This is a genomic window from Hydrocarboniphaga effusa AP103, from assembly GCF_000271305.1.
Lineage (GTDB): Bacteria > Pseudomonadota > Gammaproteobacteria > Nevskiales > Nevskiaceae > Hydrocarboniphaga > Hydrocarboniphaga effusa.
Map to the genome: position 1 here is coordinate 358,483 of NZ_AKGD01000002.1, position 13,709 is coordinate 372,191.

Annotated in this window: 17 protein-coding genes; 12 read left to right on the top strand and 5 right to left on the bottom strand. The window is 65.7% G+C overall.

Annotated elements, in window-relative coordinates; genetic code table 11:
• Positions 1 to 2 precede the first annotated feature (2 nt).
• From WQQ_RS13005 to WQQ_RS13025, 5 genes are read right to left on the bottom strand one after another with little or no spacing between them, the layout of a single operon-like run.
• A complete protein-coding gene (locus WQQ_RS13005) occupies positions 3 to 842 on the bottom strand; it encodes an NYN domain-containing protein (protein WP_007185659.1) in 840 nt (279 codons plus the stop codon).
• Positions 843 to 867: 25 nt separating this feature from the next.
• Positions 868 to 2,136: a UDP-N-acetylglucosamine 1-carboxyvinyltransferase gene (gene murA, locus WQQ_RS13010; RefSeq protein ID WP_007185660.1), complete on the bottom strand. Its 1,269-nt coding sequence runs from the start codon at positions 2,134 to 2,136 to the stop codon at positions 868 to 870.
• Between the two features lie 47 nt (positions 2,137 to 2,183).
• Entirely contained in the window at positions 2,184 to 2,402 is a 219-nt protein-coding gene (locus WQQ_RS13015) for a BolA family protein (RefSeq protein ID WP_007185661.1), read from the bottom strand.
• Between the two features lie 21 nt (positions 2,403 to 2,423).
• Positions 2,424 to 3,191 carry an ABC transporter permease gene (locus tag WQQ_RS13020; protein ID WP_040454115.1) on the bottom strand — a complete coding sequence of 256 codons (768 nt, stop codon included), beginning with the start codon at positions 3,189 to 3,191 and terminating at the stop codon, positions 2,424 to 2,426.
• Positions 3,188 to 4,117, bottom strand: a complete 930-nt coding sequence (locus WQQ_RS13025; RefSeq protein WP_007185663.1) for an ABC transporter ATP-binding protein — start codon at positions 4,115 to 4,117, stop codon at positions 3,188 to 3,190. The genes WQQ_RS13020 and WQQ_RS13025 overlap by 4 nt, the downstream gene beginning before the upstream one ends.
• Positions 4,118 to 4,281: 164 nt before the next feature.
• Here WQQ_RS13025 and WQQ_RS13030 point away from each other — a divergent pair, with 164 nt between their 5' ends.
• The 12 genes from WQQ_RS13030 (at position 4,282) to WQQ_RS13085 (ending at position 13,699) form a co-directional block, all read left to right on the top strand.
• On the top strand, positions 4,282 to 5,733 hold the full coding sequence (locus WQQ_RS13030; protein WP_040454117.1) for a cryptochrome/photolyase family protein: 1,452 nt from the start codon (positions 4,282 to 4,284) through the stop codon (positions 5,731 to 5,733).
• A gap of 25 nt (positions 5,734 to 5,758) precedes the next feature.
• Positions 5,759 to 6,751 (top strand): KpsF/GutQ family sugar-phosphate isomerase, encoded by a 993-nt coding sequence (locus WQQ_RS13035; RefSeq protein ID WP_040454119.1) that lies wholly within the window; start codon positions 5,759 to 5,761, stop codon positions 6,749 to 6,751.
• Positions 6,751 to 7,272, top strand: coding sequence for a KdsC family phosphatase (locus tag WQQ_RS13040; RefSeq protein WP_007185666.1), 522 nt, complete (start codon positions 6,751 to 6,753; stop codon positions 7,270 to 7,272). Before WQQ_RS13035 ends, WQQ_RS13040 begins: the two co-directional genes overlap by 1 nt.
• A complete protein-coding gene (lptC, locus tag WQQ_RS13045; RefSeq protein ID WP_007185667.1) occupies positions 7,269 to 7,841 on the top strand; it encodes an LPS export ABC transporter periplasmic protein LptC in 573 nt (190 codons plus the stop codon). Before WQQ_RS13040 ends, lptC begins: the two co-directional genes overlap by 4 nt.
• Complete coding sequence (gene lptA / locus WQQ_RS13050) at positions 7,816 to 8,487, top strand: lipopolysaccharide transport periplasmic protein LptA (RefSeq protein WP_007185668.1); 672 nt, start codon at positions 7,816 to 7,818, stop codon at positions 8,485 to 8,487. The genes lptC and lptA overlap by 26 nt, the downstream gene beginning before the upstream one ends.
• Complete coding sequence (gene lptB / locus WQQ_RS13055) at positions 8,484 to 9,212, top strand: LPS export ABC transporter ATP-binding protein (protein ID WP_007185669.1); 729 nt, start codon at positions 8,484 to 8,486, stop codon at positions 9,210 to 9,212. The genes lptA and lptB overlap by 4 nt, the downstream gene beginning before the upstream one ends.
• A 187-nt stretch (positions 9,213 to 9,399) precedes the next feature.
• Positions 9,400 to 10,860, top strand: coding sequence for an RNA polymerase factor sigma-54 (locus WQQ_RS13060; RefSeq protein ID WP_007185670.1), 1,461 nt, complete (start codon positions 9,400 to 9,402; stop codon positions 10,858 to 10,860).
• A gap of 92 nt (positions 10,861 to 10,952) precedes the next feature.
• A complete protein-coding gene (gene hpf, locus WQQ_RS13065; RefSeq protein WP_007185671.1) occupies positions 10,953 to 11,294 on the top strand; it encodes a ribosome hibernation-promoting factor, HPF/YfiA family in 342 nt (113 codons plus the stop codon).
• A gap of 131 nt (positions 11,295 to 11,425) precedes the next feature.
• Complete coding sequence (locus WQQ_RS13070; RefSeq protein WP_007185672.1) at positions 11,426 to 11,884, top strand: PTS sugar transporter subunit IIA; 459 nt, start codon at positions 11,426 to 11,428, stop codon at positions 11,882 to 11,884.
• A gap of 11 nt (positions 11,885 to 11,895) precedes the next feature.
• A complete protein-coding gene (locus WQQ_RS13075; RefSeq protein WP_007185673.1) occupies positions 11,896 to 12,447 on the top strand; it encodes a hypothetical protein in 552 nt (183 codons plus the stop codon).
• Positions 12,444 to 13,304, top strand: a complete 861-nt coding sequence (gene rapZ / locus WQQ_RS13080; protein WP_007185674.1) for an RNase adapter RapZ — start codon at positions 12,444 to 12,446, stop codon at positions 13,302 to 13,304. The genes WQQ_RS13075 and rapZ overlap by 4 nt, the downstream gene beginning before the upstream one ends.
• Positions 13,301 to 13,699, top strand: coding sequence for a PTS sugar transporter subunit IIA (locus WQQ_RS13085; protein ID WP_007185675.1), 399 nt, complete (start codon positions 13,301 to 13,303; stop codon positions 13,697 to 13,699). Before rapZ ends, WQQ_RS13085 begins: the two co-directional genes overlap by 4 nt.
• Positions 13,700 to 13,709 lie beyond the last annotated feature (10 nt).

Here is a 13,709-nt window from a genome sequence, read left to right on the forward strand (position 1 = left end):
GCTTACTTGCGATGCACGTAGATCGCGGTGGATTTTCCATCCGCGCCCGGCCGCGCCTCGACCACCAGGCTGTCGAGGGTCTTGACGAGGTCGCTCAGGCGCTTCTTGCCGTAGGTGCGCGAGTCGAAGTCGGGCTGCTGTTTGCTGATGTACTGGCCCAGGCTGCCGAGATGCGCCCAGCCGGACTCGTCGGCGCAGGCGTCGACGGCTTCGGTAAGCAGTTCGTCGAGATCGGTCTCGGCGGGTTTTTCGGGTTCCGCGGGCGCGGGTATTTCGGCACCTGTGCCAGGCGGCACGTCCACGGCGGGCTTGGCCCTCTTGCGGGCGCCGGACGCCTTTTTGGAGGTCGGCTCGACAGCCGGCGCGGCAGCGGCCTGGGCGGGCTTCTTTTCGCTGGGCCTGGCGCCCGCTTCGGGCCGCAGGTTCTCGACATAGATGAACTTGTCGCAGGCGCCGATGAAGGCGCGCGGGGTTTTCTTCTCGCCGAAGCCGTAGACGGTCAGCCCGGCTTCGCGCAGGCGCGTCGCCAGGCGCGTGAAATCGCTGTCGGACGACACCAGGCAGAAGCCGTCGAATTTCTCCGTGTACAGCAGATCCATCGCGTCAATGATCAGCGCGCTGTCGGTGGAATTCTTGCCGGTGGTGTAGCCGAACTGCTGCATCGGCTGGATCGCATGCTCGACGAGCTTCTTCTTCCAGCCGCCGAGCCGGGTCTGGGTCCAGTCGCCGTAGATGCGCTTGACCGAGGCGACGCCGTACTTGGTCACCTCCTTGAGCAGTGGCTCGATCAGGTCGGCCTGCGCATTGTCGGCGTCGATCAGCACTGCGAGTCTGGCCTGCATGGCGATGCGCTCCCGTTGTTTCGTGCTACCCGAACTGCTTGCCGATGCGCTTGATGTTGGCCCCGAGCGCCTGGAACTTGCCCTCGATGTCCTCGTAGCCGCGATCCATGTGGTAGATGCGGTCGATGACGGTCTCGCCGTCGGCCGCGAGCGCCGCGAGCACCAGCGAAGCCGAGGCGCGCAGGTCGGTGGCCATGATCGGCGCGGCCTGCAGGCGCTCGCGGCCGGTGATGACCGCGAGATTGCCCTCGATGCGAATGTCCGCGCCGAGGCGCAGCAGCTCCTGCGCATGCATGAAGCGGTTTTCGAAGATGGTTTCGCGGATCGTGCCGACGCCTTCGGCCACGCAGTTGAGCGCCATCATCTGCGCCTGCATGTCGGTCGGAAAACCCGGATGCGGCATGGTGTGGATGTTGACCGCGCCGGGCCGCTTGCCCTGCATGTCGATGTCGATGAAATCGGTGCCGGTCTGCACCTTGGCCCCGGCCTGCTGCAGTTTCACGAGTACCGCATCGAGCATCGACGGATCGGTCTGCGTCACGCGAACGCGTCCGCGCGTCACCGCAGCGGCGACGAGGTAGGTGCCGGTTTCGATGCGGTCGGGCAGTACGCGATGGGTGGCGGCGTGCAGCTTGTCGACGCCCTGGATGCGGATGGTGGTGGTGCCGTCGCCGCTGATCTTGGCGCCCATCGCGCGCAGGCAGTTGGCGGTGTCGACCACTTCGGGTTCGCGCGCCGCGTTCTCGAGGATGGTTTCGCCCTCGGCGAGCGTCGCCGCCATCATCAGGTTTTCGGTACCGGTGACGGTCACCGTGTCGAAGACGATGCGCGCGCCGCGCAGCTTCTTGCACTTGGCGTGGATGAAGCCGCCTTCGAGCGTGATCTCGGCGCCCATCGCCTCCAGGCCCATCAAGTGCAGGTCGACCGGACGCGCGCCGATCGCGCAGCCGCCCGGCAGCGACACGTGCGCTTCGCCGCGCTTGGCGACGAGCGGGCCGAGCACCAGGATCGAGGCGCGCATCGTGCGCACGAGTTCGTACGGCGCCACGCAGGTGGTGATCGGCTTGGCGTCGATCACGTAGGTGTGCGAATCGGTCTGCTCCATCGTCACGCCCATCTGCGTCAGCAGCTTGCGCGTGGTGCCGATGTCCCAGAGCTTGGGTACGTTGGTGACGGTCAGCGGCTCGTCCGACAGCAGGCCGGCGCAGAGGATCGGCAGCGCCGCGTTCTTGGCGCCCGACGCGACGATTTCGCCGCGCAGCGGGCCGTTGCCTTCGATGATGAACTTGTCCACTTAGAGGCCGGGAGACGGGAAGCGGGAGGCGGGAGACGTTGAAAGCATCAGCTGGCTCGGGTTTTGAGTTGTAGCGCGTGAATTTCGCGGCCCATGCGATCGCCGAGCGTCGCGTAGACCATGCGGTGCTGTGCGAGCGGCAGCTTGCCTGCGAAGCCCGAATAGATCACCTCGGCTTCGAAGTGCTGGCCGTCGTCGCTGATGACGCGAACGGTGGCGCCGGGCAGGCCGGCTTCGATGAGCTGCTGAATATCGTGTTTGGTCATCCAGAATCCCTGCGCGGCGGCTCAGCGCCGCATCTTGTAGCCGGTCACCAGCATCCACAAACAGATGGCCGATGAAATGAGGAAGAAGCCGCCGGTCCAGGCCAGGCTTTGCCAGATGGCGACGTCGGCCTTGCCGAAAAAGCCGTAGCGGAAGCCGTCGATCATGTAGAAGAACGGGTTGGCGTGGGAGGCGTGATACCAGAACTTCGGCAGCGCGTGCACCGAGTAGAACACGCCCGACAGGAACGACAGCGGGTTGATGAAGAAATTGGTGAACGCGGCAATGTGATCGAACTTCTGCGAGAGGACGCCGGCGATCAGGCCGATCACCGCGAGGCTCGCGCTCGACAGCAGGAAGATCGCGAGCATCGCCAGCGGCTGCTGCGGCAGCAGGTGCACGAACGGCAAGGTCACGAGCAGCATCGCTACCGCGACCAGCGCCGCACGTGTGAGCGCTGCGAGCACGTAGGCGCCGAACCATTCGAGCGGGCCGAGCGGCGCCATCTGCAGGAACACGAGGTTGCCCATGACTTTCGACTGCACGAGGCTCGACGACGTGTTGGCGAACGAGTTCTGCAGCACCGTCATCATGATGAGCCCCGGAACCAGGAACTCGGTATAGCTGACGCCCGCGTACGCCGAGGCGCGGCCTTCGAGCGCCTGCGCGAACACCAGCAGGTAGAGCAGGGCGGTGATGACGGGCGCGGTCACGGTCTGGCCGAGCACCGACCAGAAGCGCATCACTTCTTTCTTCAGCAGCGTGAAGAAACCCAATTGATCCGGGCTCATTTCACCGCCTCCCGCTTGGTGAGCTCGACGAAGATGTCTTCGAGGTCGGGTTCGCGCGTATGCACGTCTTCGATCGCGATGCCGGCGTTGCGCAGCGTGTCGAACACGCCGCCGATCGGGTGCTGCGAGGTGTCGAGCTTGAGTTCGATCACGCCGTCGCTCTCGCTCGATACCAGGGGACGCAGGGCGTCGGGCAGCTGCGCGTCGCCGGCGAGCTTGATGCGCAGGAAGCGGAACGGATGGCGCTTGAGCAGCTGGCGCGTCGATTCGAGCGCCTTGATCTCGCCCTTGTCGAGAATCGCGATGCGCGAGCACATCTCCTGCGCTTCTTCGAGGTAATGCGTGGTCAGAACGACGGTCTGGCCCTGGCGGTGCAGGTCGGACATGAAGCTCCAGAGCGTGCGCCGCAGCTCCACGTCGACGCCGGCCGTGGGCTCGTCGAGGATCACCACGGGCGGCTTGTGCACGAGGGCTTGGGCGATCAGCACACGGCGCTTCATGCCACCCGACAGCGCGCGCATCGGCGAATTGCGCTTCGATGAGAGATCGAGGCGTTCGAGCATCTCGTCGATCCACGGCCAGACTTCCCTGCCCGAGCCGTAATAGCCGGCCTGGATGCGCAGCATGTCGACGACCTTGAAGAACGGGTCGAACACGAGTTCCTGCGGCACCACGCCGAGCTTGCGCCGGGCGGCGCGGAAGTCCTTGACGGTGTCGTGGCCAAGCACCGCGATATGGCCGGCGTCGGGTGCGACGAGGCCCGCGATGGTGTTGATCAGCGTGGATTTGCCGGCCCCGTTGGGGCCCAGCAAGCCGAAGAACTCGCCGCGCGCGATCGAAAACTCGACGCCCTTGAGCGCTTCGAGCCGGCCATAGGATTTGCGAACGCCGACGATGTCGATGGCGTTCGGGGAGGGAGTGGTCATAAGGGGCGAAATTATACGCACGGCCTGCGGACGGGGCCGGGAAACGGGAGCGGGAGGCGGAAACATCGAGGCGGTTCAGCTGCGCGTTGCTAGCTTCGCACGTCGCAACCGAGACCCACCCGTTACCGTAATCGACTGCGCTCCCTCGAGACGACCGACTCCGAATGAAGACTGCTCTGGTGTGGTTTCGCCGCGACCTCCGCCTGGCCGACAACCCGGCGCTCGCGCATGCGCTCGGTCATGCCGAGCGCGTCGTGCCGGTCTACATCCTGCCGCCCGAGGCGCTCGAAGGCGCCTGGACGCCCGGTGCCGCGAGCCGCTGGTGGCTGCATCACTCGCTCGCCGCGCTCGATGCGCAGCTGCGCGAGTCCGGCGCGCAGCTGGTGATCCGGCAGGGCGACCCGCTGGCGCAGCTGCGCAGGCTGGTTGGGGAAACCGGGGCCGAAGGGGTGTTCTGGAACCGGCGCTACGAACCGGCCTGGGTGAAGTCGGATCGCCGCGTCGGCGAGGCTTTGATCGAAGACGGCGTCGAGGCCCAGGCCTTCGCCGCGAACCTGCTCGTCGAGCCCTGGGCGCTCAAGACCGGCTCGGGCGGGCCGTATCGGGTCTACACCCCCTTCTCGCGCTCGGCCAGGGCGCTCGGCCTGCCTCGGCAGCCGATTCCGGCGCCCAGGCGCATCCCGATGCCGGCGAAGAAAATCGCGAGCGACGATCTGGCCTCGCTCAAGCTGCTGCCCACGATCGTCTGGGACGGCGGCCTCGTCGAAGCCTGGACGCCCGGCGAGGACGGCGCGCACGCGCGCCTCGACCGTTTCTGCCGCAAGGCGCTCGACGGCTACGCGGCCGGCCGCGACCGGCCCGACCAGGTGCTGACTTCGCTGCTGTCTCCGCACCTGCATTTCGGCGAGATCACGCCGGTGCAAGCGCTGGCCCGGGTGCAGCGCGAGCTCGCGAGCGAGAGCCGGGCCGGCCTGCACGGCGGGGCCGAGGTCTACGAGCGCGAGCTCTACTGGCGCGAATTCGCGCACCATGTGCTCCACCATTTTCCGAAGACGCCCGAGGCGCCGATGAACGAGCGCTTCGCCGGCTTCGTCTGGCGCAAACCGCGCGAGTACGCGGACGACCTGCGCCGCTGGCAGCGCGGGCAGACCGGCGTGCCGATCGTCGACGCCGGCATGCGCCAGCTCTGGACCACCGGCTGGATGCACAACCGGGTGCGCATGATCGTGGCGAGCTACCTGGTCAAGAACCTGCTGATTCCGTGGCAGGAGGGCGAGCGCTGGTTCTGGGGCACGCTGGTCGACGCCGACCTCGCCAACAACACGCTCGGCTGGCAGTGGGTAGCCGGCTGCGGGGCCGATGCGGCGCCGTATTTCCGCATCTTCAACCCGGTCACGCAGAGCCAGAAATTCGACCCGGAAGGCCGTTACCTGCGGCACTGGGTGCCCGAGATCGGCAAGCTGCCCGACAAGGCCCTGCACGCGCCGTGGCTGGCCGACGCCGGGCTGCTGCGCCAGCACGGGTTCACGCTCGGCCAGCACTATCCGCGGCCCGCGGTCGACCTCGGCGAATCGCGGGCGCGGGCGCTCGAAGCCTTCGCGCGCATCAAGGGCTGAGGCTCTCAAGTAAACTCCCGTTCTTATGACCAAGCACCCCCACGCCGTGAAACCCGAACAGCTGCAGGCCAGCGGCCGGCGCACGCTCGAGATCGAGCGCGACGCCTTCGCCGGGCTGCTCGAGCGGGTCGACGCGCATTTCGCCGAAGCCTGCACGCTGATGCTCGGCTGCCATGGCCGGGTCGTCGTCACCGGCATGGGCAAGTCCGGCCACATCGGCGGCAAGATCGCGGCGACGCTGGCCTCCACCGGGACGCCGGCCTTCTTCGTGCATCCGGGCGAAGCCAGCCATGGCGATCTCGGCATGATCACTCCGCAGGACGTGGTGATCGCGATCAGCTATTCGGGCGAAACCGCCGAGGTGCTGACGATCCTGCCGCTGATCAAGCGCATGGCCACACCGCTGATCGCGATGACCGGCAAACCGGCCTCGACGCTCGCGCGCATCGCCGACGTGCACCTGGACGTCTCGGTCGCCAAGGAAGCCTGCCCGCTCAACCTCGCGCCGACCGCCTCGACCACCGCCACGCTCGCGATGGGCGATGCGCTGGCCGTCGCGCTGCTCGAAGCGCGCGGGTTCACGTCCGAGGATTTCGCGCTGTCGCATCCGGGCGGCTCGCTGGGCCGTCGCCTGCTGCTGCGCATCCAGGATCTCATGCATACGGGCGACCGCCTGCCCAGGGTCGCGCCCGGAACGCCGCTGACCGCCGCGCTGCTCGAGATGACGCAGAAGGGGCTGGGTATGACCGCCATCGTCGATGCGGACGATCGCGTCGTCGGCGTCTACACCGACGGCGACTTGCGTCGCTCGCTCGAGGACCAGATCGACCTGCGCAGCGCGACGATCGATCAGGTGATGACGCGCGGCGGCAAGAACGCGCGCCCGGACTGGCTCGCGGCCGAGGCCGTGCAGCTCATGGAGAAGCACAAGATCACCGCGCTGCTGGTCACCGATGATCAGCTGCACCTGCAGGGCGTGATCCACATGCACGACCTGCTGCGTGCCGGGGTGGTCTGATGCAGAACCCTGGACTCAGCCTCGACCAGGTGCGCGAGCGTGCGGCGCGCATCCGCTGCGTGTTCCTCGACATCGACGGGGTGATGACGGACTGCAAGCTCTACCTCGGCCCGGACGGCATGGAGATCAAGGCCGTCAACGTCAAGGACGGGCTCGGTATCAAGAACCTGCTGCGCAACGGAATCGAGGTGGCGGTGATTTCGGGCCGGCCGTCGGAGGCCATGCAGCGTCGCCTGGAGCACCTGGGCTTGCGCCATATCCGTCTGGCGACCGAGGACAAGCTGCCGGCGTATCGCGAGATCATCGCCAGCCTTGGCCTGACCGACGAGCAGTGCGCCCACATGGGCGATGACACGCCCGATCTGCCGTTGATGCGGCGCGTCGGTCTTGCGCTGTGCGTGGCCGATGGGCATCCGAAGGCGATCGCCGCCTCGCACTGGGTCAGCCGGTATCGCGGTGGCGACGGCGCGATTCGCGAGGCCGCGGATCTGATCCTCGAAGCCCAGGGGATCGACGCATGAACCGGCTCAAGTCGGCGCTGATCTGGCTCGCCCTGCCGTTGATGGTCGCAGCCTGGCTGCTGTTCGGCTCGCCCGCGATGGAACCCGAGGCGCCGCCCGAGGCCGAAGGAGACAAGGTGCCGCGCTACAGCCTCAAGGGCGTGGAATGGACACGACTCAACCAGCAGGGTCAGCGCGATTTCACCGCCACCGCCGAAAGTGCCGACTATTACGACGACGAATCGGCACGCTACGAGCAGCTCAAGGTCAACGTGCTCGGCATCAGCAAGACGCCGTGGAATCTGACGTCGCCGAATGGCGAAGCGCCGCCGCACGAGCGCCGCATTTCGATGCACGGCCCGGTCAATGTCGAGGGCGCCTGGCCCGACGGCGAGCCGGTGACCTTGCAGATGGCCCAGCTCTGGGTCGATCCGGACAAGCGGCAGCTGCAGACCAACGAGGGCGTGCAGTTCGAAAGTACGAGCCGCAAAGGCAAGTCCAAGGGACTGCAGGCCGATTGGGAGAAGCAGACCGTGCAATTGCTTGGCGATGTCAGGATGGAATATGTGCCCAAACCCCAATCCCGTTAAGGACCGCGCCGAGGCGCGCATCGTAGCCGGGCTGCTGGTCGCGCTGATGCTCGGCGCGCCGGCCACGGCGTTGGCTCAGGCGTCGCCCGCCAAGCCGGCGGACAAGTCGACTGAACCGGCGGCAAAGCCCAAGGCCGAGAAGAAATCCAATGAGACCGCCGAGCGCCTGCGCCCGACCGGCCCGGTAACGATCACCGCCAAGAACGTCGACTGGGCCCAGAACGGGCTCATGGTCTATTCGGGTGACGTCAAGCTGGTTTCCGACACGCTCAAGATCGAAGGCGACAAGCTCGAACTCGAGCAGCTCGGCGAGGGCCAGTACCGCGCCAAGGTGTTCGGCAATCCGGCCAACCTGCGCCACGACGCGGCGCCCGGATCGACCGAAAAGCCCGAGCCGCCGGTGACCGCGCGCGGCAAGACGCTGGTTTACGACACCAAGGCCGGGTTGATCGATGTCACCGGCAACGCCCGCGTCACGCGCGGCGAAGACGAGCTCACCAGCGAAACGATTCACTACAACGTCAATCAGCGCCGTATCCAGGCCGACGGCGGCAGCGGCGGGCCGGTGAAGATCATCATCCAGCCCCAGCCTCGCGGCGGCGCTGCGCCTTCCACCAAGCCCGACACCAAGCCGACCGCACCATGAGCTCGATTCTTTCCGCACGCGGCCTGGTCAAGCGTTACAAGAAGCGAACCGTGGTGCGCGACGTCTCCCTGCAAGTGCAGGCCGGTGAGACGGTCGGCCTGCTCGGCCCGAACGGGGCCGGCAAGACCACTTCGTTCTATATGGTCGTTGGTCTGGTGCCGGCCGATGGCGGCGTCATCGAGCTCGATGGCCAGGACATCACGCGGCTACCCATGCACGCGCGTGCGCGGCTCGGCATCGGTTACCTGCCGCAGGAAGCTTCGGTGTTCCGCAAGCTGTCGGTACAGGACAACATCCTCGCGATCCTCGAAACGCGCAGCGAGCTGAACCGTGCCCAGCGCGGCGAGGAGCTCGAGCGCCTGCTCGGCGAATTGCACATCGCGCACATCCGGGCCAGCGAAGGGCAGGCCTTGTCGGGCGGCGAGCGCCGTCGTGTGGAGATTGCGCGCGCCCTGGCCGCCAATCCGCGCTTCATCCTGCTCGACGAGCCGTTCGCGGGCGTCGATCCGATCGCGGTGGGGGACATTCAAAGCATCGTCGCGCATCTCAAGAGCCGCGGCATCGGCGTGCTGATCACCGATCACAACGTGCGCGAGACCCTGGGCATCTGCAGCCGCGCCTATATCCTTGCGGAAGGCACGGTCATCGCAGAGGGGGCACCGCAGGAATTACTGCAGAACGAGACCGTCAGGAAGGTCTACCTGGGCGAGCAGTTCAGGCTCTAAGCCGTTATTTGCACGGCATATCGCGACGAAAGTCGGATGTCTGGGCGGCTGATCAATGCCGCAGTATGCACATCGGGTCGACCGTCGTCTAGCCCACTTGATGCAAGGTTTGTACCGGCGTATATCTTGAGTCGTATGAAACGCAAACCTTGCTCTCAAAACAGTTTCAACTCAGGAACGGCCTAGCATGAAGCAGTCGCTTTCATTGCGGGCCGGCATGGCCCTGACGATGACGCCTGCCCTGCAGCAGGCGATCCGTCTTTTGCAGCTGTCTAGCCTCGATCTGCAGATGGAAATCCAGCAGGCGCTGGATTCCAACGTCATGCTCGAAATGGACGCTGAGACCTCCGAATGGGACGCCAGCGAGCCGGTCGACGAAGCCGCCTCGGCCTCCGAATCCGACAGCGGCGAAATCACCGAGGTCACCGCCAGCGAATCGATCCCCGAGGACATGCCGGTCGACGCCGACTGGCAGGACGTTTTCGACGATTACGCTCCGAGCGGCAGCGGCTCGTCCGACGACGAGGGGCTGCAGGAATATCTGCAGGCCAACCTGCGCGGAAGCGCCACCTTGCAGGAGCACCTGATCTCCCAGGCGCAGCTGATGTCGGTCGATGCGGTCGATGCCGAAATCGCCGCGCACCTGATCGATGCGATCAACGAGGACGGCTATCTCGAAGACTGGCCGGGCCTCTGCGTTCGGCTGGAGCACGAGTACAGTGTCACTCCCGAGCGTGTCGAGGCGGTGCTGCGCCAGATCCAGGATTTCGATCCGCCCGGCATCGCGGCGCGCGATCTGGCCGAGTGTCTGCGCCTGCAGCTGCAGCAGCTCGACCCGACCACACCCGGCATCGCGGCGGCACTCAAGATCACCGATGGCCATCTGCTGCTGCTTGCACGTCGGGACGAAAACGGCCTGCGTCGTGCGACCGGGCTCGACATCAACGTGATCCGCACCGCGGCTGCGCTGATCCGCAACCTGCAGCCGCATCCCGGCCGTCCGTTCCAGGCTCACGAGTCGGACTATCTGCGTCCCGACGTCATCGTCGCCAAGAAGAGCGGTCGCTGGCGCGTTTCGCTGAACCCGGAGCACATGCCGCGCCTGCGGATCAACTCGCACTACCAGAGCTTCATCAAGCGCGCGGACCAGTCGCGCGATCAGCTCACGCTCAAGAATCACCTGCAGGAAGCGCGCTATTTCATCAACAGCCTCGAATCGCGGAACGAGACGATTCTTCGCGTGTCCCAATGCATAGTGGAAGAACAACGTGCCTTTCTCGAATACGGTGAAGAAGCCATGCGGCCGCTGGTGCTGCGTGACGTGGCCGAGCAGCTCGGCATTCACGAATCCACCGTGTCGCGCGCCACCGCCAACAAGTACATGCTGACTCCGCGCGGCCTGTACGAGCTCAAGTATTTCTTCTCAAGCCACGTTCAAACCACTCAAGGAGGTGTCTGCTCTGCAACCGCCATTCAGGCCATGATCAAGCGCATGGTCGGTGGTGAGGATCCCGCGAGGCCGCTATCGGACTCCACGCTGGCCGATCTGTTGCTGAAGGAAGGAATTCAAGTCGCACGCAGAACGGTCGCCAAGTATCGAGAAGCCCTCAACATCCCGCCGTCGCATGAGCGCAAAGCCGTAGCCTGAATCCTTTTGTTGTCCCCGTTGGCGGCGGGGCCGCCGCCGATGGGTGCTATCCCCGAGCCAATGTCGGCTCGAACGTAAAGGAGTCACTCACGATGAACCTGAACATCTCCGGCCATCACCTCGATCTGACGCCGCCGCTTCGCGACTACGTCACCACCAAGATCAAGCGGATCGAGCGCCACTTCGACCATCTCATCAACGCCGATGTGGTGTTGTCGGTCGAAAAGCTGCGACATAAGGCCGAAGCCACGGTTCACGCGAGCGGTGCCGATCTCCACGCTGAGGCGACCGTCGAAGACAACATGTACGCCGCCATCGACGTGCTGATGGACCGGCTCGATCAGCAGACGCGCCGCCACAAGGAAAAGCTGCGCGATCACCATGTGAAGCAGGCCGCCAAGCGCATGCCGTTCCAGGAAGCCCAGCCCGAGTGAGCGATGTTGCAGCGAGCCCCGTCCGGCGCGAGCCGGGCGGGGCTTTTTCGTCTGCGCAGCCCATGATCCGCCCAGGCGATTCCGTTAGCCCCAGTTGGGCTAGAATCCCGGGCTTCCACAGGAGCGAATCGATGAAATTGAGCGAAATTCTGAGTGCGGACCGGGTCTCTTACGGAGCTTCGGTGACCAGCAAGAAGAAGGCGCTCGAAGAACTTTCCGCGCTGCTCGCCAAAGGCACCGGCACGCTGACCTCGGCGGAGGTGTTCACGAGCCTGACCGGCCGCGAAAAGCTCGGCAGCACCGGCCTGGGCCACGGCGTCGCGATTCCTCACGGCCGTGTCGCCGGCGTCGAGACCAGCGTCGGCGCTTTCATGCGGCTCAAGCAGGCGGTCGACTACGATGCCCACGACGGCAACCCGGTCGATCTGGTGTTCGGCCTGCTGGTTCCGCAAAGCGCGACCGAAGCGCACCTGAAGCATCTGGCCGCGATCGCCGAGATGTTCTCCGACGAAGATTTCTGCGCCAAGCTGCGCTCGGCTTCGGACGACAAGGCGCTGTATTCGCTGCTGTCGGGCTACGGCTCCAACTGATCCGAGCCCCGATGAGCGCCGGCGCGACCGCCTCGGTCACCCTGCACGGCGTCTTCATTCAGATATTCGATCTCGGCGTGCTGCTCTCGGGCAGCAGCGGCGTCGGCAAGAGCGAGCTCGCACTGGAGCTGCTGTCGCGCGGCCATCGCTTGATCGCGGATGATGCCGCCGAATTCGTGCTCGACCCGCAAGGCCAGCCAATCGGCCGCTGCCCGGCCTTGATCGAGGGCTTTCTCGAAGTGCGCGGACTCGGTGTGCTCAACATCGGACGCATGTTCGGCGCCGAAAGCCTGTTGCGCAGTTGCCCGCTCGACCTGGTGCTGCGCCTGCTGCCGCCCGAGATCAGCGGCGTGCCCGATCGCGTCTACGGCCAGCGCAATGCACGTACGCTGCTCGGCGTCGAAGTACCCGAGATCGCGCTGCCGATCCGCGTCGGACACAATCTGGCGGCGCTGGCCGAGGCGGCTTGCCGCGATCAGAAGCTCAAGCGTTCGGGCTACGATGCGGCCGAAGATTTCATTCGTCGCCAGCATCGCGCTATCGAGGCCTCGAAAAACCCATGAAGCTCGTGATCGTCAGCGGTTTGTCCGGTGCGGGCAAGACCGTCGCGCTCAAACAGTACGAAGACGTCGGCTGGTACTGCATCGACAACATTCCGCTCGCGCTGATCGAGCCGATGATGCGTCGCGCCATGGCCAAGCGCTCGGGCAAGCGTTTCGAGCGGCTCGCGCTGGGCATCGATGCGCGCGAGTCCGAGGCGCAGATCCGGCGCTTTCCGAGCTATCTCGCCAAGCTGCGCGCCAAGGGCGTCGACGTGCGCGTGCTGTTCCTGACCGCCGAGGACGACGTGCTGCTGCGCCGCTACAGCGAGACGCGGCGCAAGCATCCGCTGTCGAGCGGCAAGCTGTCGCTGCTCGAAGCGGTGCGCAAGGAGCGCCAGCTGCTGCAGCCGATCGCCAATTCAGCCGAAGAGCCGCTCGACACCTCGCGCATGAACCTGCACGAGCTGCGCGAGGCGGTGTACCAGCGCATGGCCGAAGCGGTCGAAGGCAAGCTGTCGGTGCTGTTCCTGTCGTTCGGCTTCAAGAACGGAACGCCGACGGGCGTCGACTATGTGTTCGACGTGCGCTGCCTGCCGAACCCGCATTGGGAGCCCGGCTTGCGCAAGCTCACCGGCCGCGATCCGAAGGTCGGCGAATGGCTCAAGAGCCACACGCCGGTGACCGCGATGATCGACGACATCGCGAAGTTTCTCGAAACCTGGCTGCCGGCTTTTCGCGCCCAGGATCGCGCCTACCTGACGGTCGCGATCGGCTGCACCGGCGGCCAGCATCGCAGCGTCTACATCGTCGAGCGGCTTGCCGAACGTTTCAGCGGGCGCTTCGATCAGGTTCTGCACAAGCACCGGGAATTGTCGTGAGCATCGGCCTTCTGCTCGTCACGCACGGCAAGCTCGGGCATCTGATGCTCGAGACGATGACCGACATGCTGGGCGAACTGACGCTGAAGACCGACGTGCTCGAAGTGCGCTGCGTGCAGGCTACCGACGTGTTGCTGCGCCAGGGGCTGCGCATGATCGAACGTCTCGACGAAGGGCAGGGCGTGCTCGTCTTGACCGACGCATATGGCTCGACGCCCGCGAACATCGCCAACAAGCTCGCCGCGAATGCGCAGCGCACGCTCGTCGTCGCCGGCGTGAACCTGCCGATGCTCGTGAGGGTTTTCAACTATCCGGCGCTCTCGCTCGACGCGATGGCGCAGACCGCCGTGGAAGGCGGACAGAAGGGCATCATGCTGTGCCCGCGCATCGCATGAGGCGATAAGG